This window comes from Brevibacillus formosus, assembly GCF_003013405.1.
Classification (GTDB): Bacteria; Bacillota; Bacilli; order Brevibacillales; family Brevibacillaceae; genus Brevibacillus; species Brevibacillus formosus.
The window spans coordinates 143289-165325 of sequence record NZ_PXZL01000020.1 but is presented as its reverse complement, the minus strand read 5'-3'; the positions used below and the strand labels follow the sequence as shown (position 1 = coordinate 165325).

The 22037-nt window shown below is 48.4% G+C and carries 20 protein-coding genes; 16 read left to right on the top strand and 4 right to left on the bottom strand.

The features are described 5' to 3' along the window. Positions 1-2: 2 nt before the first annotated feature. The 6 genes from ruvB to yajC all read left to right on the top strand — a co-directional run bounded on the left by ruvB (position 3) and on the right by yajC (position 5968). On the top strand, positions 3-1001 hold the full coding sequence (gene ruvB, locus C7R91_RS18775) for a Holliday junction branch migration DNA helicase RuvB (protein ID WP_012685582.1): 999 nt from the start codon (positions 3-5) through the stop codon (positions 999-1001). Then, complete coding sequence (locus C7R91_RS18770; protein WP_047072769.1) at positions 998-1216, top strand: DUF2905 domain-containing protein; 219 nt, start codon at positions 998-1000, stop codon at positions 1214-1216. The genes ruvB and C7R91_RS18770 overlap by 4 nt, the downstream gene beginning before the upstream one ends. Before the next feature lie 158 nt (positions 1217-1374). Beyond that, complete coding sequence (locus tag C7R91_RS18765) at positions 1375-3309, top strand: SpoIID/LytB domain-containing protein (protein WP_047072768.1); 1935 nt, start codon at positions 1375-1377, stop codon at positions 3307-3309. A gap of 43 nt (positions 3310-3352) precedes the next feature. Beyond that, complete coding sequence (gene queA / locus C7R91_RS18760) at positions 3353-4381, top strand: tRNA preQ1(34) S-adenosylmethionine ribosyltransferase-isomerase QueA (protein ID WP_047072766.1); 1029 nt, start codon at positions 3353-3355, stop codon at positions 4379-4381. A gap of 117 nt (positions 4382-4498) precedes the next feature. Then, complete coding sequence (gene tgt, locus C7R91_RS18755) at positions 4499-5629, top strand: tRNA guanosine(34) transglycosylase Tgt (RefSeq protein ID WP_047072764.1); 1131 nt, start codon at positions 4499-4501, stop codon at positions 5627-5629. 18 nt (positions 5630-5647) lie between these two features. Further along, positions 5648-5968, top strand: coding sequence for a preprotein translocase subunit YajC (gene yajC / locus C7R91_RS18750; protein WP_047072763.1), 321 nt, complete (start codon positions 5648-5650; stop codon positions 5966-5968). A 49-nt stretch (positions 5969-6017) separates the two neighbouring features. On the opposite strand, the gene C7R91_RS18745 is transcribed toward yajC, so the two are convergent. Continuing rightward, entirely contained in the window at positions 6018-6434 is a 417-nt protein-coding gene (locus C7R91_RS18745; protein ID WP_047072761.1) for a TIGR04086 family membrane protein, read from the bottom strand. A gap of 130 nt (positions 6435-6564) precedes the next feature. Between C7R91_RS18745 and corA the strand changes: the two genes are divergently transcribed. Next, on the top strand, positions 6565-7542 hold the full coding sequence (gene corA / locus C7R91_RS18740; RefSeq protein WP_007717563.1) for a magnesium/cobalt transporter CorA: 978 nt from the start codon (positions 6565-6567) through the stop codon (positions 7540-7542). 68 nt (positions 7543-7610) lie between these two features. Beyond that, positions 7611-8324, top strand: coding sequence for a DUF421 domain-containing protein (locus C7R91_RS18735; protein WP_047072760.1), 714 nt, complete (start codon positions 7611-7613; stop codon positions 8322-8324). Between the two features lie 3 nt (positions 8325-8327). On the opposite strand, the gene spoVB is transcribed toward C7R91_RS18735, so the two are convergent. After that, a complete protein-coding gene (gene spoVB / locus C7R91_RS18730) occupies positions 8328-9914 on the bottom strand; it encodes a stage V sporulation protein B (protein ID WP_047072758.1) in 1587 nt (528 codons plus the stop codon). A gap of 87 nt (positions 9915-10001) precedes the next feature. Between spoVB and C7R91_RS18725 the strand changes: the two genes are divergently transcribed. From C7R91_RS18725 to C7R91_RS18690, 8 genes are all read left to right on the top strand, one after another. Beyond that, positions 10002-10238 (top strand): post-transcriptional regulator, encoded by a 237-nt coding sequence (locus C7R91_RS18725; protein WP_047072757.1) that lies wholly within the window; start codon positions 10002-10004, stop codon positions 10236-10238. A gap of 185 nt (positions 10239-10423) precedes the next feature. Further along, positions 10424-11662, top strand: coding sequence for a protein translocase subunit SecD (gene secD / locus C7R91_RS18720; protein WP_083995162.1), 1239 nt, complete (start codon positions 10424-10426; stop codon positions 11660-11662). Further along, a complete protein-coding gene (gene secF, locus C7R91_RS18715; protein WP_083995160.1) occupies positions 11652-12575 on the top strand; it encodes a protein translocase subunit SecF in 924 nt (307 codons plus the stop codon). The genes secD and secF overlap by 11 nt, the downstream gene beginning before the upstream one ends. Before the next feature lie 164 nt (positions 12576-12739). Next, positions 12740-15088: a single-stranded-DNA-specific exonuclease RecJ gene (recJ, locus tag C7R91_RS18710; RefSeq protein ID WP_047072755.1), complete on the top strand. Its 2349-nt coding sequence runs from the start codon at positions 12740-12742 to the stop codon at positions 15086-15088. A gap of 12 nt (positions 15089-15100) precedes the next feature. Further along, the gene (locus C7R91_RS18705) at positions 15101-15613 is read left to right on the top strand and encodes an adenine phosphoribosyltransferase (RefSeq protein WP_047072754.1); all 513 of its coding nucleotides are present in this window, start codon (positions 15101-15103) and stop codon (positions 15611-15613) included. Positions 15614-15995: 382 nt separating this feature from the next. Next, on the top strand, positions 15996-18167 hold the full coding sequence (locus C7R91_RS18700) for a RelA/SpoT family protein (RefSeq protein ID WP_047072752.1): 2172 nt from the start codon (positions 15996-15998) through the stop codon (positions 18165-18167). A 51-nt stretch (positions 18168-18218) separates the two neighbouring features. Further along, positions 18219-18656 (top strand): D-aminoacyl-tRNA deacylase, encoded by a 438-nt coding sequence (gene dtd / locus C7R91_RS18695; protein ID WP_047072750.1) that lies wholly within the window; start codon positions 18219-18221, stop codon positions 18654-18656. 22 nt (positions 18657-18678) lie between these two features. Further along, the gene (locus C7R91_RS18690; RefSeq protein ID WP_047072748.1) at positions 18679-19230 is read left to right on the top strand and encodes a short-chain dehydrogenase; all 552 of its coding nucleotides are present in this window, start codon (positions 18679-18681) and stop codon (positions 19228-19230) included. Between the two features lie 73 nt (positions 19231-19303). Here the strand turns inward: C7R91_RS18690 and C7R91_RS18685 are convergent, their stop codons facing one another. Then, positions 19304-19798, bottom strand: coding sequence for a DinB family protein (locus C7R91_RS18685; RefSeq protein ID WP_047072940.1), 495 nt, complete (start codon positions 19796-19798; stop codon positions 19304-19306). A gap of 239 nt (positions 19799-20037) precedes the next feature. After that, on the bottom strand, positions 20038-21939 hold the full coding sequence (locus C7R91_RS18680) for an N-acetylmuramoyl-L-alanine amidase family protein (protein WP_047072746.1): 1902 nt from the start codon (positions 21937-21939) through the stop codon (positions 20038-20040). Between the last annotated feature and the right edge of the window lie 98 nt (positions 21940-22037).

Here is a 22037-nt window from a genome sequence, read left to right as displayed (position 1 = left end):
TTTTGGATTCTCGGATCATCACGACGCATATGAATTGGGAAGAAGATGCGGCGGAGCTGAGCCTCCGTCCTCGCTATTTAAATGAATACATCGGTCAGCAGCATGTGAAGGAAAACTTGAAAATCTTTATTGAAGCTGCCAAAATGCGAAAAGAGTCGTTGGACCACGTACTGCTGTATGGTCCGCCTGGTCTGGGGAAGACGACTCTGTCGCAAATTATTGCAAATGAGCTGGGTGTGAATATCCGCACGACGTCCGGTCCTGCAATTGAGCGTCCCGGTGATTTGGCAGCGATTTTGACGAATTTGCAAGAAGGTGATGTCCTGTTTATTGACGAGATTCACAGGCTCAACCGAAGCGTCGAGGAAGTTTTGTATCCGGCTATGGAGGATTTTGCGCTGGACATCATTATTGGTAAAGGGCCAAGTGCTCGCAGTGTCCGTTTGGATTTGCCACCATTTACACTGGTTGGGGCTACGACGCGGGCTGGAATGCTGTCCGCGCCGCTTCGAGATCGCTTTGGGGTTGTTAATCGCCTGGAGTTTTATACAGTCCCGGAACTGACCTTTATCGTTTCGCGGGCAGCCGACATCCTGCAGGTCGTCATTCGAGAAGGCGGAGCAGAGGAGATTGCCAGACGTTCACGTGGAACACCTCGGGTGGCAAACCGTTTGTTAAAGCGGGTCCGCGATTTTGCCCAAGTAAAAGGCGAAGGTGTCATTACGACAGAGATTGCCAAAGAAGCACTGGAAAGATTGCAAGTGGATGCCTGCGGTCTCGATCATATCGACCACAAATTGTTGCTAGCGATTATTGATCGCTTTGACGGTGGACCGGTCGGACTGGATACGATCGCAGCAACAATCGGAGAAGAGTCACAAACGGTGGAAGATGTTTGCGAGCCATACCTTATGCAGATTGGCTTTATGCAGCGGACGCCGCGGGGGCGGGTTCTCACCCCGAGTGCGTACCAACACTTTGGTCGGGAGATGAAATCGTGAATCCTGTAGCCAAGCTACTCATTATTGGTGGTGCTGCTTTAATCATAATCGGTCTTTTGTGGCAGGTAGGAGGCAGATTTTTGCCGCTGGGGCGCTTGCCGGGAGATATCGTGGTAGAAAAGGAAAACGTCAAGTTCTACTTTCCGATTGTGACTTGTATTGTGATTAGCATCGTCCTGTCTCTTGGCATGTATTTATTCCGGCTGTTTAAATAGGCAAGTGTGAAGGCCATCGGAGCTAGTCGTTCCGGTGGTTTTTTTGCGTGTGGGCGTTTGGTCACATTTTACGAAAAAGGCAGGAGATTAACCTGTGATTGTCGAAAAACATGGGAAGACATGCCAATTTTTGTTGAAAATCAGGTGGAGAAAGGACAATGGACGACATGAGAAAGAAATGGATGGGGAAAGTCCTTTCGGTGGGCCTGCTATCAGTAGTTCTCGTAGGAGGACAAGTACCAGCGCAGGCAGCCGGCGACAATATTAGAGTTGCGCTATTTGTGGATACAGGACAAGGCTATCGGGGAGTAGTTCCTTCTATTACGCTGACTGCTGAAAATGGAATGGAAGTCGTGCTCAATGGACCCGAAGGCAAGACAGATTTACCCGAATTAAAGGGAGATGCAACTCGTTACCGGGTTGATGAATATCATCTGATCGTAGCTGAAACAGGTGACTGGAATCGCGCACAGCAGATTGCACAGCAAATGAGCCAACGCAAATACGAGGGCTCAATCCAGGTGGCAAAACGTAACGGGCAGACCGTCTATCAGGTTGTAAGCGGAACGTATGACACGTATCAGGCTGCTGCGAATCAGGCAAAAACGGTTGCCCAAGCAATCGGGCAGAATCCGCAGGTAAAAGGTCCGCATCGACTCGAAGCGGGTAAATTCAAAAGCTTAACGGAAGCACAAGAATGGCAAGCGTCATTTGAAGCAGCAGGTATTCCTGCTTATCCCGTAATGGTATCAGATGGGGACAAAGTCAAATATGCGGTTTGGATCGGTGACGAGGTTAGTCCTGATGCCGTGAAAGAATTGAAACGAAGAGCAAACGCCGCATTTCCTTCTTTCTCCTATCAGGAGCCAGACAGCCAATCTTATGTTATATTGAAGCAGGATGTATACGGATCACCGGATGAAGTGATTTGGAAGTATGTATTCTCCCCGCAAGTTAAGCTGACAGTTGAAGCGAATAAAGCAGGGGATGAATCGGTGATTGGCGTTGTAGAACGAGAGCAGCGTACATATCGCGGTGAGATGGAGCTGTCAGAATACAATGGTCACTTAACACTAGTAAATGAGCTTTCGATGGAAGAGTATCTGTATGGAGTGGTTGGCTCTGAAATGGCTCCAGGCTGGCCGATGGAAGCATTGAAGACACAGGCGGTCCTGTCGCGAACTCGTGCTGTGTGGCAAGGCAATAAGTATGGCGTTGCCAATGTGTCCGATACGGTTTTTGAACAGGCGTATTACGGCTATACAAAAGAGTCTGATGATGTGCGTGAGGCTGTCGACAAGACAGAAGGCGAAATCATTTACTACCAAGGCAAACCAGCCGAGTCGCTCTTCTATTCCAATGCAGGCGGTATGACGGCGGACGGTACAGAAGTATGGGGCAATCCTGTTCCTTATTTGCGATCTGTCGAGAGTAAAGACACCTATCCAATGGACAATGCGAGCGTATGGTATCGCGTGGCTTTAGCAGACGGTACGCTCGGCTATGTAAGAAGTGATCTGGTAACCGAAACAGGCCAGAGCAATTCAGCGGGACAAAGAATAGCGGTCATTTCGACTGAGAATACGAATTTGCGTTCAGGTCCAAGTACAACGACGAATCGTGTGTTATCCGTTCTGCCTTCTGGCGCAGAGGTAACGATTCTCTCAGAAGTAAAAGAAGAAAATGCGTATTCGTGGACGCGCGGTCCGTTCACCGCTACAGAGATCGCAGCCATGATCAATGCCGCGCATGACAAGAACAAAGCTCCGCGCATTTCAGGAAGCGTAACGAGCCTGAAAGTGACAGGACGCGGTCCATCTGGGCGTGTGATTGCGATGGAAGCAAACGGGACGCCAATCGTTGTTTCTTCACCAGATGCTTTCCGTTCTGTTTTTCAACAAGGTGGCTCCCCTCTGCGTAGCACGAAGTTTGAAGTGGAAAAGATCAATGGTTCGCAATTCATCTTCCGTGGTACTGGCTTTGGGCACGGACTTGGTGTTTCGCAATACGGAGCACGTGCGATGGCAGAGGAAGGGTATGACTACAAAGATATCTTGCAACACTACTACCAGGATGTGACAATCGAAAAGTAAGTCGTTTGCCACAAGATCTACCGCAAAAAGGAGTAACGATTTCGTGGACGTGCAACAATTTGATTTTGATTTGCCGGAGCATTTGATTGCCCAGCACCCGCTAGAAGACCGAACTTCATCGAGATTGCTCGTGTTAGAGAAACAAACAGGCAATGTCGCTCATCAGCAATTTACCAATTTAATCGATCACCTTCAAGCAGGGGACGTACTCGTCATGAATGACAGCCGCGTTTTGCCTGCCAGATTGATTGGAGAAAAGGCGGAGACTGGTGCGAAAATAGAAATCCTTTTGTTGAAGTCACTTGGTGACGATCGCTGGGAGACGCTGGTGAAGCCCGGAAAGCGGATGAAGCAGGGGACAGAAGTGGTTTTTGGTAACGGTCTTTTGCGTTGTGTTTGTGAAGATGTGACAGAGACAGGTGGACGAATCGTGCGCTTTTTGTACGAGGGGATTTTTTATGAAATTCTCGACCAATTAGGCTCGATGCCCTTGCCTCCGTATATTCACGCGCAACTGGAGGACAGTGAGCGTTACCAGACAGTCTATGCGAAGGAGCGCGGTTCAGCAGCAGCTCCGACAGCCGGTCTCCATTTCACAAAGCCGTACTTGGAGCAAATTGCTGCCAAAGGCGTACAGCTGGCTTACGTGACCCTGCATGTTGGACTTGGGACTTTTCGCCCTGTATCAGCGGATTCCGTGGAAGAGCATGTCATGCACGCGGAGTACTATGAGATTCCCGAGGAAACAGTAGAGCTGGTGAATCAGGCAAAAGCAGAGGGTAGAAGAGTAATCGCTGTCGGGACGACATCCTGTCGCACATTGGAGACAGTAGGGCGCGCGAATGGAGGAAAACTGGTAGCAACTTCTGGTTGGACGGATATTTTCATTTATCCGGGTTACACGTTTTCCATCCTGGACGGGCTACTGACTAACTTCCACTTGCCGAAGTCTACGCTCGTCATGCTAGTGAGTGCTTTGGCTGGAAAAGAGAATGTGATGCGTGCCTACAAAACGGCTGTGAAAGAGGAGTATCGCTTCTTCAGTTTTGGCGATGCGATGCTAATTTTATAAAAATGTGAACAACCCACCTGTATAAGTGTATACTTATTAGTCAGGTGGGTTTACTTCATCCAGAAGTTTTTCTATAATAGGTAAGACTTACATACATAGCTTGAGGAGTGCAAAGATTTGGCTGTACGCTACGAGTTAATCAAAACATGCAAGCAAACTGGTGCACGTCTCGGTAAGCTACATACACCTCATGGGACGATTGACACCCCTGTCTTTATGCCTGTCGGTACACAAGCGACAGTAAAGACGATGAGCCCCGAGGAGTTAAAAACGATTGGTGCGGGCATCATCCTTAGTAATACGTACCATTTGTTTCTTCGTCCAGGGCATGAAATTGTTCGAGAGGCAGGCGGACTGCACGGCTTTATGAATTGGGACCGTGCTATTCTGACTGATTCCGGCGGTTTTCAAGTATTTAGCCTTAGTAACCTCCGCAAGATCACGGAGGAAGGAGTATCCTTCCGTTCCCACCTAAACGGAGAGAAGCTGTTTATTGGTCCTGAAGAGGCGACACAGATTCAAAACGCGTTGGGTGCTGATATTTTCATGGCATTCGATGAGTGTGCTCCTTATCCTGCGGAGTACGATTACGTAAAAAAATCAATGGAGCGAACAACCCGCTGGGCAGAGCGGTGCCTGAAGGCGCATACTCGTCCAAACGAACAAGCGTTGTTTGGAATCGTTCAGGGTGGCATGTTCAACGATTTGCGCGCACAAAGTGCACGAGATCTCGTTTCCATGGATTTCCCAGGATACGCGATCGGCGGTTTGAGCGTGGGAGAACCGTTTCCTTTGATGTACGAAGTGCTGGAGCATACCGTTCCACTGCTTCCGACAAGCAAAGCCCGCTATTTGATGGGGGTTGGCTCACCAGATGCTCTTATCGAGGGAGCGATCCGCGGCGTCGACATGTTTGATTGTGTGTTGCCGACAAGAATTGCCCGCAATGGGACATGCATGACAAGCCAGGGAAGACTGGTCATCCGCAATGCAAAATACGCGCGCGACTTTACCCCGCTTGATCCAAATTGCGATTGCTACACCTGCAAAAATTACACACGTGCTTACATCCGACACCTGGTCAAGTCGGAGGAAACCTTTGGCATCCGGTTAACTACCTACCACAACCTGCACTTCTTGGTGAAGTTAATGGAACAGGTGCGTCAGGCGATTGCCGAAGACCGCTTGCAAGATTTCCGCGACCAGTTTTTCGCTCAATATGGATTGGGTGAAGATAGATCTTTTTAATCGAGGGGGATTTTTTTCATGGATGGCTTGACTCAGTTTTTACCGATTATCATCATGTTTGCGATTTTTTACTTCTTGCTGATTCGTCCGCAACAAAAGAAGGCAAAACAACGCAACGCTATGCTTGCTGCTCTGAAAAAAGGCGACAAGATCGTAACAATCGGTGGAGTGCATGGAACAATCCAAGACCTGTCTGATGATACTGTTACGTTGCGCATTGCTCACAACGTAAACGTTACTTTCGATCGTGGCGCGATCAACAACGTAGTTTCTTCCAGCAACGAACCTGCTAAGAGTGAACCAGCGAAGAGCGAAGAAACAAAAGAAGAATCCAAATAATACATGCGAAAAGCAGGTGGGTGATCCACCTGCTTTTTTCTGTCTTGTTTTAGCGGCGAGGCTTGATAACTTTAGGTTTACCGCCTTTATGCTTGTTGTTGGAATTGGCCGAATTCACGCCGAGAATCCCACCTAACGCGGCCACTCCAAAAGCACCGAACAAGAACAGGAAGGTCCCCCATTGCATTGGGGCGTCAAAGCCGAGGAAGCCGATCAAGAGGATGAAGAGGAAGTAAGTGAGTCCGGTAAGTCCGCCGTAGTACCAGCCCTTGCCACCACAACGACGTCCGGTGACGAATCCCCCGATCAAGAGCGCGATAGCATTGATCACATACGTAAAATAGGGCAGCGTGCCTTCCCGTATCGAGGTGAAGCTTAGGAGCAGGGTCGCAAGCAACGCTCCAATTAAAACAAGGCATGTCGTATACAATAGACCGGTCAGTACAGAGGTGGATGCACTTCGCACGGTATGTACCCCCTTATTGGAAGTGTTTGTACATCTATATGAGAGGCTTGGCTCACGTATTCATCTTCGCGTTGAACATTGATAGGAATTTTCGTATGATGGATGGGGAACAAGACGGGGGTGAGGAAGATTGATCAAAACGTACTTTTATAACCACTCTGAACAGAAGATGTTTCACGACGTTGATCTTGCAACGAAGGATCAATGGCTGAAATCACCAGAGGATTTGCTCTGGATCGATCTGTATGATGTGGGAAACAATGAACTGCCCTATATTGCCAAGATTTTTGACTTTCACCCGCTGGCAATTGAGGACTGCCTGCACGTCAGTCCACGTGCCAAGGTAGACAAGTACGATGACTACTATTTCTTCGTTTTTCACGCCCTGCGTTACAATGAAGAAAGCGATGACGAGATCACAACGGTAGAACTGAACGTTTTTCTCGGCCCTAACTACATCGTGACGATCCACAAGTCCCCGATGAATACCATCGGTCGGATCGCTGCCATGTGTCACCGTAACATTTCTTACTTGAACAGAGGTCCTGACTATTTGCTGTATGCTATTGTAGACGGGATTACCGATGAATATTTTCCTATTATTGATCGGATTAGTGTGCGGATTGACGAGCTGGAGGACGAGATTTATGAGCATCAGATGGAGGAAATTACCGAAGAGTTCCTGGCGTTGAAGCGAACGATTATTTTAATCAGGCGTGTGATCATGCCGCAAAAGAGAATTTTCGCGAACGTCAACGGCCGTTACTCCTTCGATATTTCCGAGGAAAACGTTCCGTTCTACACCGACCTAACAGACCACTTGGAGCGGATTTCGGATTCAACGGAAACCTTCCGTGATCTGGTTAACGGTGCGTTGGATACGTACTACACCATCATTAGTGCCAAAACAACGGAGACGATGCGGGTTCTTACCATTATTTCCACGATCATCCTTCCGTTGACATTTATCACCGGACTATTCGGGATGAATACTTTCGCATGGCTGGGTGAAGAAGCAGAACCGTATATGCTGATCGTGGCACTTGTGATTATGCTAGCCATGACGTTTGCCATGCTTCACATTTTCCGCAAGCGAAAGTGGCTGTAATTGGTGCTAATACTTTCCCTGCCCCCTGTTGAACACTACTATCAAATGTTCTTTGGGGGGCAGCGAAAGTGGATAATCTTACAATGGTGTTACTTCGCACCCTTTTCTCGTATTTTTTCCTCCTGATTTTAGTGCGGTTGATGGGAAAGCGGGAATTGGGAAAGCTGTCCGTTTTTGATGTGGTCATCTCGATTATGCTAGCAGAAATGGCTGCACTGGCAATTGAGGATGTGGATAAGCCTGCTCTTCGGTTTTATTTGCCGATGCTGTTGATTGCCTTATTGGAAGTCGTCTTCGCTTATGTGTCATTAAAGAGCAAGAAATTCCGCGATACAGTGGACGGCTCTGCCGATTTGATTATAGAAAATGGGCAAATCAGGGAGCATGCGATGCGTCGCAATCGATTGAATATGGATGACTTGATGGTGCATCTGCGGCAAAAAGACGTAAAAAACATTGCCGATGTTGAATTTGCGTTATTGGAGCCAACTGGACAGATGAGTGTGTTTTTAAAGGAGCAAAAAGACAAGGTTACGAGGGAAGATCTCTCGTTGATGAAGAAGCAACAGGTCGGTCCTGTCTCGTACAGAGGTCTTCCTATCCCATTGATTCTCGATGGCAAGGTGAGAACGGAAGCATTGAACAAGATCGGGCAAAACGAGCTTTGGCTGAAACGAGAAATCAGGAAATACGGAATCAAAGACATTCGAGAGGTTTCTTTTTGCAGCGTTGACGAGCGTGGCATCATGTATTTGGACAAAAAAGACAAGCCGCTGCAATAAGCGCTAGCGGCGAGGGAAGAACACGGCGAGTTGTTCGCCGATCCACGGAATGCGTCGCACATCTTGCTTGCCCAAGACGCGCATGGCGACGAGCAGGACAATGTACAGCAAGGTGCTAATGAAGGTGCTTGCAGTCAATAGCTGTCCAATCGATACGTCCATAAACCAATACCTGGCAATGTAGGAACCGGAATAACCCATGAGCAGCATGGCGACTGCGATTTTGCCGAATTCCCGAAAGTCGATCGTAAAACCAATTTTTTTAATCAGGCTGGCAAAATGCAATAATGTCCCAAGCGTAATGCCGATATTAAGAGCAATGACAGCACCGTGAATGCCGAATGCTGGATGTGCCGTGAAAAAAAACATGGCGACAGTTTTGACGATAGCACTGATCAGCGTATTTCGAAAGACGACCTGAGCGTAATCGAGACCTTGCAAGGCAGCTGCAAGCGGTGCTTGGAAAAACAGGAAGACGGAGAACGGTGCGAGCTCTTTTAGCAGCACGCCAACCTCTCGATACTCATTGCCGTAGAGCAGGACACATAAAGGTTCTGCAAAAATGGTGAGCAAGACGGTACAAGGTGCTCCGATGACGAGTGTAATCCGCATGGCTTGATAAATGCGGCGATGCACGAGTGGAGCATTTTTTTGATAGGCCGCTTCCGCCACGGCAGGAACGAGGGAAACGGACAAGGAATACGTTAAAAAAGTGGGAAAAAGCAACAAAGGAACGGCCATCCCGGCAAACTGTCCGTACAAACCAGTAGCAGTCGAGGTGGTAAATCCTGCAATGACGAGTGCGTATGGCACGAGCAACGGCTCTAGCACGTAAGCGATGGAGCCGATGACGCGGCTAAGCGTGACAGGAAGTGCGACATGGATGAGCTGTGACAAGCTCTGTTTGCTTGCTGAAACCGTCATGAAAAGAGGCTTATCCAGAAGCTGAGCTGCTGCTTTTTTGCTGCCTTTACGATACTGCCAGAGAATGTACAAGAGTCCGGCGGCTTCTCCAAAAATAATGCTGGCGACAGCCCCTGCTGTGGCGTACTCAATGCCTGCCGAAAGAAACGACATCGTCATGACAACGACCAGTGCCATTCGGACGACTTGTTCCACAAGTTGAGAGACGGCAGTAGGGATCATGTTTTGCTTGCCTTGGAAGTATCCTCGCAGGACAAGAGAAATGCCGGAAATCGGGATGACCGGAATAGCTGCAAGCAGAACAATGTGTGCACGAGGGTCTGCGAATAGCATTCCGGAAATCCATTGAGAGAACAAGAGGAGCAGGACGCAAATGAAGAGGCTAATCCCGCCGGCGACCGACAAGGCTAGTAACAAAAATCGGCGAGTCAGCCGCGGATTATTAGCTGCTTCCGTCTCTGCCACTTGTTTTGCAATGGCGACCGGAAGTCCGAATGTCGTCACAGTAATCAGAAAGTATAAAAGGGGCACAACCATCTGATAAAGCCCCATTCCTTCCGCTCCGATAATGCGCGACAACACGATCCTGTGAGCAAAGCCAAACACTTTGGTGATGCCACCAGCAATAATGAGGATGACCGTTCCGTAAAAGAAGGATTGTTTCATGGAAGGCTCCTTTGCAAGGATAAATTCACTCAGTAAAGAATATGGACGTGCCGCTGTCGGCATGACTACTTTGAGGGGGAAATTGGGATGGACCAAGCGGAAAAACAGGAATGGTATGGGCAAGTCGTAAGTCTTTGTGTAAGCAAGGCAGAGGAATTTGCTCTTTTGGGGTACGATAACGTGGCACCTGAAGACGTTTGGGAATGTGTCACGAACGGCTATAAAGAAATGCCGCCGATCCACCAGCTTGTCAACGACATTTTGTCCTTGAAGCCAAACAAGTATATGAATTACCTCATGATTCAAATGTACAAAAATTCTTAGTGATTTTATAGAAACTTCCGGCCGCCCTCTTCGTATACGTACATGTCGCGAAAAACGCAAGGGGTTGGTTACCATGGTTCACCTTTCCAGCAATAATTGACACGTTTTTTTGTACTTCGTTATAATGGGCATATTGGTTTCTCGTCTAGGACGGGACCCTGTTAGGAAAGAGGGGTATTACTACTATGATTAAATGGGGAAGATTCCTCCTGTTTCTGGTCGTTGTAGGACTTTTGGCTACGCTTGTAGCAACTACGACCAAGCAGGTGGCAGGAAACATCACACTCGGTCTGGACCTGCAGGGCGGGTTTGAGATTCTGTATGAGGTAGAGCCTCTCGAGGCTGGGCACAAAGTTGATATCGAGCTTTTGAAATCAACAGCTCACATGATTGAAAGACGGATTAACATCGGTGGCGTGGCAGAGCCAGTCACCACAACCGAATTGCCAAACCGGATTCGTGTTCAAATCGCGTCACAAACAGCGGATCAGGACAAGCTTCGCGAGTTGATCGGGAAGCCAGCTCATCTGACATTCCGTGATGAAAATGGCAAGATTATGCTGCAAGGAAGTGACTTGGCTCCAAACGGGGCAGCAGTTGGTTATGACGAGCTGAAACGCCCGCTCGTTACCCTGAAATTCTCTGAGCCGAAGAAGCTAGAAGACGTTACACGTGCAAACCTGCACAAGCCAATGGCGATCTTTTTGGATGAGACGATGCAAACTAATCCGACCATTCAATCAGTCATTACTGGTGGTAGCGCGCAGATTACTGGAAATTACACACAGGAATCGGCACAGGAATTGGCTGATCTGCTGAATTCCGGTGCGATGCCAGCTAAACTGATTGAGAAGCAAGTAACCTCCGTGGGTGCTTCCTTGGGAACCCTGGCTCTGGAGAAAACCTTATATGCAGGGTATATCGGAGCTGCGCTGATCTTTATTTTCATGGTAGTTGTTTACCGTATGCCAGGTATGATTGCGAACATTACTTTGGCTGGATTTACCTATTTTTGTATGCTCGTACTCGACTGGATGCATGCAACCCTGACGCTGCCGGGTATTGCTGGATTTATTTTGGCCGTGGGAATTGCCGTGGATGCTAACATCATTACCTATGAGCGCATCCAAGAAGAAATTCGTTCTGGCAAGACTGTCCTCTCTGCCTTCCGTGCGGGTGAACGCCGTTCCTTGATTACGATTATCGATGCTCACGTGACGACGCTGATTGCAACGGGCGTACTGTTCTTTTTCGGGACGAGCTCCGTACAAGGCTTCGCTGTTGTATTGGCGATGACGATTATCGTAAGTATCATTACCAACGTGTTTGGGTCTCGCTTCCTCCTCTGGCTGGTTGTCCGTTCCAACATGTTTAAAAAGCCGTTCTGGTTCGGGGTAAAGGAGAGTGAGATCCGTGAGCTATGATAAAGACCATACTGTAATCAGATTTGACATCGTAAAAAATCGCAGGAAGTTTTTCATCGCTTCTTCTATGATTATTATCATCGGCCTTCTGTTTACGCTATTTCAAGGGCTTCACCTTGGCGTTGACTTTAAGGCAGGAACTCGCTTGGATCTATTCATTGGAAAACAATTCAATCCGACAGATATAGAAGAAGTGATCAAGAAAGAGGTTCCTAATGTGAATTTCAGCAAGGTCACTCCGTATGGTGAAAATCAAGGTCAGGCCTATACACGTTTTGACCAAACCATTTCATCCGACACACTGATGAAAGTGGAAATGGCTCTCAAAGCAAAATATGGTGAGCAGGTCTCGAAGCAGGTTTCGTCGGTTGATCCGAGTATTGCGCAAGAGATGGTGAAAAAAGCAGGGATTGCGGTTGCGATTGCTGCTGTCGGAATTGCCATCTACATCGCAATTCGTTTCCAATGGCTGTTCGGTATTGCGTGTGTCGTGGGGCTTGCGCATGACGTGTTTATTCCGATTGCACTGTTCTCCATCCTCGGGTTGGAGGTAGACATTACCTTTATTGCAGCGCTTCTGACGATCTTGGGTTACTCAATTAACGATAAAATCGTTATTTTTGACCGGATTCGGGAGAACTTGAGAACGATGAAATCTAAGACAATTCCTGAATTGGAACATTTGGTGAACGTGTCACTGTGGCAAACCATGCGCCGTTCTGTATACACGGTAGCGACTGTATTCTTCACAGCTCTTGCACTTGCTGTTTTGGGAAGCGAGAGCATTCAAAACTTCTCCTTGGCCCTGCTGTTCGGTCTGGTGAGTGGTACGTATTCCTCTATCTTTATTGCTGCCCAAGTATGGGTGAACTTGAAAGAGCGGAATATGAAAAAGAAAAAAGAAGTAGTGTAGAGGTGGACGAAACCGCAGGTGAACCCTGCGGTTTTTCTATTCTCTGATTCTGTATTTGCCTCAGTTTGAAGGAGTATGAGAGTTTTGCATAAAACGGTATGTTTTATGCAGTTGTCAGCTTCCTGCTCCATCCTCTATAATGAATGAGGATTGGAGGAAAGCCCATGCTGAAAGCGAAAACACGCTGGAAACTGGCCACCTATGATGAGCAGCTTGCTGCTAGTATTGCCGCAGATTGCCAGCTTACTCCGCTCGTATCCAAGCTACTGGTGATACGTGGCATTGATACATCACAAAAGGCTCGTGATTTTTTGCAAGCCGGTCCAGAATTGTTTCATGACCCTTTCTTGCTGGATGGAATGGAACAAAGCGTGCATCGCATTCAACAAGCCATTCAAAGGCAAGAACCGATTTGCATATACGGCGATTACGACGCCGATGGGGTTAGCTCCACATCGCTAATGGTACATCTACTGCGCCAGCTCGGCGCTGTTTTTGACTACTACATTCCCAACCGTTTTACAGAAGGGTATGGGTTACATAAAGACGCCTTGGCGCATCTGCATCAAACCGGCTATAAGCTGATCATAACTGTCGATACAGGGATCAGTGCAGTCGAACAGGTAGCGTACGCGAACCAGTTGGGTCTTGACGTCATTGTAACCGACCATCACGAACCTCCGGCAATCATCCCGGAGGCATTTGCTGTGATTAACCCCAAGAAGCCCGGCTGTTCGTACCCGTTTGATATGTTGGCGGGAGTGGGGGTCGCCTTTAAAGTGGGGCATGCCTTGCTGAAGGAGCCGCCACTGCATTTGGCTGATTTGGCTGCATTGGGGACGATAGCGGATCTGGTGCCGTTGGTAGATGAAAATCGCATTCTTGCTCGAGCAGGATTAAAGCGCTTAAATCATACAAGGAACCTTGGTCTGCAAGCCTTAATCCGAGTTTGTGGGTTGGCCGATACCGAGTTGTCCGCGGGACATGTAGGCTTTGCGCTTGGACCGCGTCTGAATGCAAGTGGAAGGCTGGAGACGGCTGAATCCGCTGTGAAACTGCTGACGACTTCGGATATGGACGAGGCAGAGAAATGTGCGCAGGCGCTGGACGACTTAAACCGCGAACGTCAGGAAATCGTGGCAGCGATGACTGAGGAAGCTGTACAGATGGTGAATGAGCTGTACCCGCCTGACCAGAACAATGTTCTCGTTCTGGCTCAAGAAGGCTGGAATGTGGGCGTGGTAGGGATTGTAGCTTCCCGATTGGTTGAGCTTTTTTACCGTCCAACGATTGTGCTTGGCATCGATCCGGAAAAAGGAACGGCAAAAGGCTCGGCGAGGAGCATTGCAGGTTTTGATATGTATGAAGGGCTGACTGCCTGCAAGGAGTGGCTACCGCACTATGGCGGTCATACGATGGCAGCGGGGATGACCTTGCCTGTAGAAAATCTCGACTTATTACGCCAAAAATTAAACGAGCTCGCTGGGGAGTGGTTGTCCGCTGAAGACTTCACGCCGATGACCAAAGTGGACGTTGCGATGAGCATGGAAGAGATCAGCTTGACCGCAGCGGAGCAACTCGAACAGCTTGCCCCATATGGAATGGGGAATCCAACACCGCTCGTTTTGTTAGAAGAAGTAGAGACACAAGGTATGCGCACCATTGGGCGAGATGACAATCATTTGAAGTGTACATTGAGCAAAGCGGGGACCTCATTGGATGCAATTGGCTTCAACTGGGCACATGTAACAAAGAGAGTAACGCCCAAAGCTCGTTTTCACGTATTAGGGGAATTGTCTGTAAACGAATGGAACGGAAATCGAAAGCCTCAGCTGACGATCCGTGATTTGTCTGTTGGACACCAGCAAGTATTTGACTGGCGAGGCAGCCGTGACAAGATAGAGAAATGGCAGCAAGTGATGGCAGAATCAAATTCGGTGACCATTCTGTTTCGCGAGGAAAGCTATGCGTCTTTGGCAGCGAAAGCGACAAGCGATCAGGTGAATTCTTTGTTCGTGGTTGGTCGAGAAGGGACGAATATCACAGCCTCTTCCAATGTGATTTTGTATGATCTGCCGACGCGCCGTTCCGAATTGGAAGTGGTTCGTGTCTTGCTCAAACAAGCGGAGCGCATATACTGTTTGTTTGGCGATCCGGATTTAGGAATGGAGCGGCTTTCCTGTCCGGGCCGGGATCATTTTAAACAGTTGTACCAGTTTTTCGTCCAGGTGCCAACTGTTAAAAAAATCCATATGGATGCATTGGCCAGAAAGCTACAATGGAAAAGAAATCTATTGGACGGCATGATCGCCATCTTTATGGAGCTGGAGTTTTTGGTAGAGGAGGCCGAGCAGTACACGCTGCAGGCCAACACTGCGAAAAGGCCGCTCGAGAGCTCTGTGCTCTATGCGAATTGGAAGGAAGAGGCACAGCTTGCTACGGATTTATTGCTTTCTTCTTCTGATGCAATGATTCAAGCGCTTCATCAATTGGTGGAACCAACCACCGTTTAGGAGGAATTTTTCATGGATTTTAAACAATACATTCGTGTTATCCCAGATTTTCCACAGCCAGGCATTCGTTTCAAAGACATCACTACTCTGTTGAAGGATGGCCCTGCTTACAAAGCTGCGATTCAAGACTTGGCTGTCTTCGCACGTGAAGTACAAGCAGACGTGATTGCGGGTCCAGAAGCTCGTGGATTCGTAGTAGGTGCGCCTTTGTCGTACGAAATGGGAATTGGCTTTGTGCCGATCCGCAAGTCTGGCAAGCTGCCATATGAATCTATCAAGGCGGATTACGACCTGGAGTATGGAAAAGATGCACTGGCAGTACACGTAGATGCAATCCAACCAGGGCAGCGCGTTCTGATTGCAGACGATTTGCTGGCGACAGGTGGAACCATTGAGACAACAATCAATTTGATTGAGCAACTCGGAGGCAAAGTAGTAGGAGCTGCCTTCTTTATCGAACTGTCCTACTTGGATGGACGTAGCAAAATAGGGGATATTCCTGTCAAATCGCTCGTTCAATATTAATTGATGCAACAAGGAAAACGGGTAAATTGCCCGTTTTTTTCTTTTTTCTGCGGCTGTACATACTTTACAGGGGAATTCAGCTTTACAAGACGAACGACATACAAGATAATAGTATGAAATAGACAGACATGATACGTGCAAGTAAGCCTTCGCCTGCGCCAAAAGACTTGGCAACGCCCAAGTTTTCTAGACGTATAGGAAAGTTCAAGTGCTTCACAGTGCGAAATGCGTCCAGGCTTAAACTTTCCGGAGCGCATCACGAAGTGCCTCAGCGTCTGCTTCCGGCAATACTTCGGTGAAACTTTCCGCTATAATGCGGTCGCTCCTCCGTGAGAAGGCCTCGAACGAGGTTATTTTACTGAGAGGATAAGGGAAGGGAACTATGATTACCGGCATTGATGAGGTAGTAAAAAAAGCAAGCACCTATTTATCACAATCGGATTTGGACCTGATTACACGTGCCTATCAGCTTGCCGAAAAAGCGCATGAAGGGCAAATACGCAAATCAGGCGTTCCTTACATCATGCACCCAATCGCCGTGGCGGGTATTCTCGCAAACCTGCACATGGATGCCGTTACGATTGCGGCTGGATTTTTGCATGATGTCGTGGAAGATACCGACATTACGCTTGATCATCTCCGTGAGCAGTTCGGACCGGATGTAGCTCTCCTGGTAGATGGAGTGACCAAGCTGGAAAAAATTAAATACAAGTCCAAAGAAGAACAGCTCGCCGAAAACCACCGCAAGATGCTGGTTGCCATGGCACAGGACATCCGTGTCATCATGATCAAGCTGGCAGACCGTCTGCACAACATGAGGACACTTCGGCACATGTCCGAGGAGAAGCAACGCGAGATTTCCGATGAAACGCTGGAAATCTTTGCGCCACTCGCTCATCGCTTGGGGATCGCTTCCGTCAAATGGGAACTGGAAGATACGGCGCTTCGGTATTTGAATCCGCAACAGTACTATCGGATTGTGAATTTGATGCAAAAGAAACGGGTGGAGCGCGAAGCCTACCTGAATGAAGCATCGGATACGATCAAAGAAAAGCTGGGCGAGTTAAACATCGAGGCAGAAATTTCGGGTCGTCCGAAGCATATCTACAGCATCTTTAAAAAGATGACGAGACAAAACAAGCAGTTCAACGAGATTTATGATCTGCTTGCGTTGCGGATTATCGTGAATGACATCCGCGACTGTTACGCCGTTCTCGGTATCGTGCATACCCTGTGGAAGCCGATGCCAGGCAGGTTCAAAGATTACATTGCCATGCCAAAGACGAACATGTACCAATCTCTTCATACCACAGTGATTGGGCCAAAAGGTGAGCCATTGGAAGTGCAAATCCGCACGTGGGATATGCACCAGACAGCAGAGATCGGGATCGCGGCTCACTGGGCGTACAAGGAAGGCAAAAGCATTGTGCAAGGCTCGTTTGCAGAGAAGCTGGGCAGTCTGCGGGAGATTATCGAAGGTGGATCGGAAGAAGCTCCGAACGCGCAAGAGTTCATGGAGAGTCTCAAACAGGATCTTTTCTCTGATACGGTTTTCGTCTTCACGCCAAAAGGCGATGTAGTCGAGCTGCCAAAAGGTTCTGTACCGCTGGACTTCTCCTATCGCATTCACTCTGCGGTAGGAAACAGGACGATCGGCGCCAAGGTCAACGGCAAGATTGTACCGCTCGACTATGCGATGAAAACAGGCGATATCGTCGAAATCCTGACCTCCAAGCATTCGTACGGTCCTAGTCAGGACTGGCTAAAGATGGCCAAATCCGCGCATGCTCGCAATAAAATTAAGCAGTGGTTTAAAAAAGAGAAGCGGGAAGAGAACGTCGCCAAAGGTCAGCAGATGGTGGAAGCGGAGATCAAGTCGCGCAGCTTTGATGTAAAAGAAGCGATGACGGAAACAAACCTGAAGGAAGCGGCAGCCCGTTTTAATTTTCAAGGGGCAGAAGACATGTTTGCCGCAGTCGGCTATGGCGGCATTACGGCTTCGCAAATTGCGACTCGTCTCCTAGACAAACTCCGTCGGGAGCGCGAAGAACAAAACCCGACCATTCCTGAGGTCAAACCGAATCCAGCAAATCGTTCTGCCAAGAGTGAGTCTGGCGTCAAAGTCCGTGGCTTGGATAATTTGCTCGTCCGTATCTCTCGTTGTTGCACACCTGTTCCAGGCGACCAGATTATCGGTTTCATTACGAGAGGCCGTGGAGTATCGGTGCATCGACTGGACTGTCCGAACGTACTGACAGACGAATGTACAGAGCGCCTGATCGATGTCGAATGGGATACCGATTTCAAACATAATTTCCATGTAGAGATCGAGATCACAGGCAATGATCGGAGCGGACTGTTAAACGATGTATTGCAGGTTGTGGCTGAGACAAAGACGAACATTGCGGCTGTCAGTGGCAAGTCCGATAAAAATCGAGTAGCAACGATTCATATGACTATCTCGATTAGCAATGTGGATCATCTGTTGAAGGTAGTAGAGCGCATCAAGCGCATCAAGGATATTTATTCGGTTCGCCGGATACTGAGCACCTGATCCCTCGTGGATTGGGTGTTCTTGTTTAGCTAACAGGAAGGATGAGCCAGTGTGAGGGTTGTCGTACAAAGAACGAGAGAAGCGAGTGTTACCGTAGCAGGAGAGATCGTCGGACAAATTGATCACGGCTTAATGCTGCTGGTAGGAATTACGCATGAAGACACAGAAAAAGAAGTTGAATTTGTCGCAGACAAAATTGCGAACTTACGTATTTTTGAAGACGAGGAAGGCAAAATGAACTTCTCTGTTTTAGACAAGGGTGGTCAAATTTTGTCCGTATCGCAATTTACGCTGTATGGCGATTGCAGAAAGGGCAGAAGACCCAACTTCATGGCTGCCGCACGACCAGAGCAGGCTGAACCGCTGTACGAGCTATTTAACGCCAAGCTGCGGGAAAAAGGGCTCCAGGTGGAAACAGGACGCTTTGGCGCAATGATGGACGTACGTCTGTTAAATGATGGTCCTGTCACATTGATTGTGGAATCATAAACACAACCAAGGGGATGAAAACATGGCGCAAGAAGCATTGGTGATCGGTGCGAGTGGCATGCTTACAGAGGTCTCCCGATGGCTGGCCCGCCAAGGCTATCAAGTAACCGTGCTTGGTCGTGATCCAGTCAAATTAAGTCGTATCAGAGACGGTTCTATCCATCCAGAGTCGATTCATATGCTGCCTCAAGACTATCATCAGACAGACGGTTTGCGTCAGGCTATGGCCGAGCTCGTAGAGAAGAGAGGGCCGATGGATGTGGTTGTCGCGTGGATTCATTCGACTGCACCGCGTGCATTGCCTGTGATCGTAGAAGAACTGTCACGTCCCGAGAAACGGTGGCAATTGCTGCATGTCTGTGGGAGCGGTGCTTGGAAAAATCCCCCCTCAGAGCCTACTTCAAAGGTTTGTAATTATCGACGGATCATCCTTGGGTTTACATGTGTAGGTGAGCATTCACGCTGGCTAACGAATGATGAAATTGCGGCTGGGGTGATTGACGCTCTGCAAACAACGGAACGACAAATAATCGTCGGTCAGGTCGAGCCGTGGGAAAAACGCCCAGCGAAGTAATCCATTCGTGAAGCGAAAAACAAAAAACGATTGCATTCGGCAATCGTTTTTGTCGTTTCAGTACTAAATCGGGTCAGTGAATGTAATTCGCTGTAGGGAGGATCAGATTTTTGCCGATCAGGTTCGCAGAAATTGGCTTTTTCCCGATTTCTCGTGTCCATATCGATAGCTGTCCGACATGGTGGATTTCATGAGCGATCATGTGCCGCATAATCTCACCCCATGTGTACGTAGCGATGCTGCCGTCTGGCTTCGTATCCTGAAAGGCTCTTGTTTCCATACTTTCATCCCAATTGCGCAAAAATTGAAGCACATCCGGGCGAAAAGTCGCCTCTAGCTCACGAACCTTTTCCAACCGGTTGTAAAGGTTGAAGCTATCTTGAAAATCAGGCCGTCCCAACATGACTTGAATCCAGCTCCACTCTACATCGATGACATGGAACAGTGTATGCAAAATACCCCCGACACCCCCGATGCGCGGACGAAGCAATTCTTCTATCGGGACATCCTCACACCATTTCAGCCATTCTTCACGAACCATCCAATTGTACTCAAACATAGTTTTAATAGAAATCACTCCATTTTCAAAGGTTAACTTGTGATCACCTGCGTCCATACCGTCCGATTACTGATATTGTGATTGTTTTTCATCCGTCATCACTCCTTTCGATGACTTATGATATTCGCAAATCTTCTGGGAATTCCTGCCTGTCTTGCCTTGATGCGATCAGATGCGTCATAAAAGAAACCCCATACGAGAGAGCTTGAGCCAGCTTCTTTCGCATGGGGGTTTTTGTAAGAGAGGGATCAGCCTCCCTGATTGCTTTGTGTATTAAAGTACTGGACAATCCCTTTGAACAGACCTTCTGCGGCAAGATCCTGCTGTTTCTCGGAACGTGCGCGAATCTCATCGTTATAGTTGGATAAGAAGGAGATCTCGGCCAAAATGGATGGCACCGGGTTTTCGCGTAGAACGAAATAGTTTCCGTATCGATAATTCATGTCCTTGTAGTTCGTCGCTTTCACCAGCTCCGTTTGAACCAGGGAGGCGAGCTTGCTAGAGTTACCTTGGCTGTAGTAGAAAATAATCGAGCCATTCGTTGCAGAGTTTGGATGCGTATTATGATGGACGCTGACAAAGATATCAGCCTGATTTTGAATCGCGATATCGACGCGCTGTTGCAGGGTCAGCTTGCGATCATCAGCCCGTGTCATGACGACTTTGGCACCTGCCGCTTCCAGCTTGTTTCGCAGGAGCAGAGATACTTGCAGATTGACCGTTTTCTCTAAAGTAGAGAAGCTGGAGCCAGTTGAACCACCATCTGTGCCACCATGTCCAGCATCGACGACGATGACTTTGCCGGCAAGATCATTACTGCGTACCACTGCTGGTGCACCGTTAGCAGAAACGAGCCAGCCTGCAATGTAGCCTGTGGAGCCATCAGGGAAGTTTACTTGGAACCACTCGCCTGATTTATTGGCAATCCCGTATTTTTCGCCAGGCTGTACCTGTTTGATAACAGGGTGATCGGTACTCGGGCCAGAACGAACATTGGTATCTGGATTCATGATTGTCACATATGGGCCACTCGGAGTAGGCATGCTTGGTTGGTTCACCGTAATGTGCCAGCCTGCCACCCAGCCAGTTTTTCCGTCCGCCGTGTTAATGCGGTACCAGTCTTCTTGTTTTTCCAAAACAGTCAGCTTGCTTCCGGCTGGAAGTGTAGCTTGGATGGCACTGGTTGTGTTCGGTTCACTGCGCAGATTCAATCCGTCCGTTTTTACTGTGGCGGATTGACTTGAAGAAGATGGTTGTCCAGTTTGGGGTTGCGTGTTTCCATTTCCATTTTCGGGCAGAGTCGGTTGACTTGTGTTCGGGTTGGTTTGATCAGTGGAGAGCCAAGCGTTGACTCCATCGTAAGGGAATTGAATCCAACCATTTTGTCTGTTCAAGACCGTGATTTTCTCGCCCGCATGTAGTTGGCCGATAGCAGGTGTACTGGCATCTGGCGTGGCGTATACGTACGGAGCGAAATCCAAGATTAGGCTGGCTCCTTGTACGGCAGGAGGCTTCGGTTGTGAGCCTGTGCCTGCTGGATTGGTCGTTGGGGGTGTACTAACGGTAGCAGGAGGAGAAACTGCTTGTCCCGCACCTACTTCTTTTACAAGCCAGTTTGCGACCCAGCCCTTTGTTCCTGCGTTGAGTTGAATTTGGAGCCATTCGCCATTCGTTTGCACGATGGGGTAACGCGTACCTGGATTGATTGTTTGTACGACTGCATATGTCTGACCGGGTCCAGAACGAACATTGAGATTCGTTGTGGTGCTCTCTACTTGCTTGGCAGATACAGTTGCTGGTTTCTGGTGTTGTTGCTGTTGCTGTTGCTGTGAGCTGACGAGCCAGTTCGCTACCCAACCGCTTTGACCGTTCGGAAGCTTTACTTGAATCCAGTCATTTTTGGTAGAGATGACGGGCAGCACAGTTTTGTTCGGCAGTGTAGTGACGATTGCGTCTTGGAGGCTGGGACCTGAACGGACATTGAGCTTGTCCACGGTGACCTGAACAGAACCGGCGGCCCAGGCTGCAGAAACGGGGAGGGAAATGGCACAGACTACAGTCAGGATACTCCTCAGGATCTTTTGACGAACAAACACGATAGACATCCTTTCCGAAATACGTAGCTTTTTGAATTCATCGCGATCTTGCATGTTTTTACCAAAATAATCACTTCGCTATTTCTCCTGCTTTTTCCTGCAAAAAACGACAAAGTTCAGCATGACTTCCCTGATTGCTTTTCAGTAGCCAA

Coding starts and splice junctions, on each gene's coding strand:
- recJ (WP_047072755.1), top strand. CDS start 12,740: ATGCTGAAAGCGAAAACACGCTGGAAACTGGCCACCTATGATGAGCAG.
- C7R91_RS18700 (WP_047072752.1), top strand. CDS start 15,996: ATGATTACCGGCATTGATGAGGTAGTAAAAAAAGCAAGCACCTATTTA.
- yajC (WP_047072763.1), top strand. CDS start 5,648: ATGGATGGCTTGACTCAGTTTTTACCGATTATCATCATGTTTGCGATT.
- secD (WP_083995162.1), top strand. CDS start 10,424: ATGATTAAATGGGGAAGATTCCTCCTGTTTCTGGTCGTTGTAGGACTT.
- C7R91_RS18765 (WP_047072768.1), top strand. CDS start 1,375: ATGGACGACATGAGAAAGAAATGGATGGGGAAAGTCCTTTCGGTGGGC.
- C7R91_RS18725 (WP_047072757.1), top strand. CDS start 10,002: ATGGACCAAGCGGAAAAACAGGAATGGTATGGGCAAGTCGTAAGTCTT.
- C7R91_RS18690 (WP_047072748.1), top strand. CDS start 18,679: ATGGCGCAAGAAGCATTGGTGATCGGTGCGAGTGGCATGCTTACAGAG.
- C7R91_RS18680 (WP_047072746.1), bottom strand. CDS start 21,939: ATGCAAGATCGCGATGAATTCAAAAAGCTACGTATTTCGGAAAGGATG.
- spoVB (WP_047072758.1), bottom strand. CDS start 9,914: ATGAAACAATCCTTCTTTTACGGAACGGTCATCCTCATTATTGCTGGT.
- C7R91_RS18705 (WP_047072754.1), top strand. CDS start 15,101: ATGGATTTTAAACAATACATTCGTGTTATCCCAGATTTTCCACAGCCA.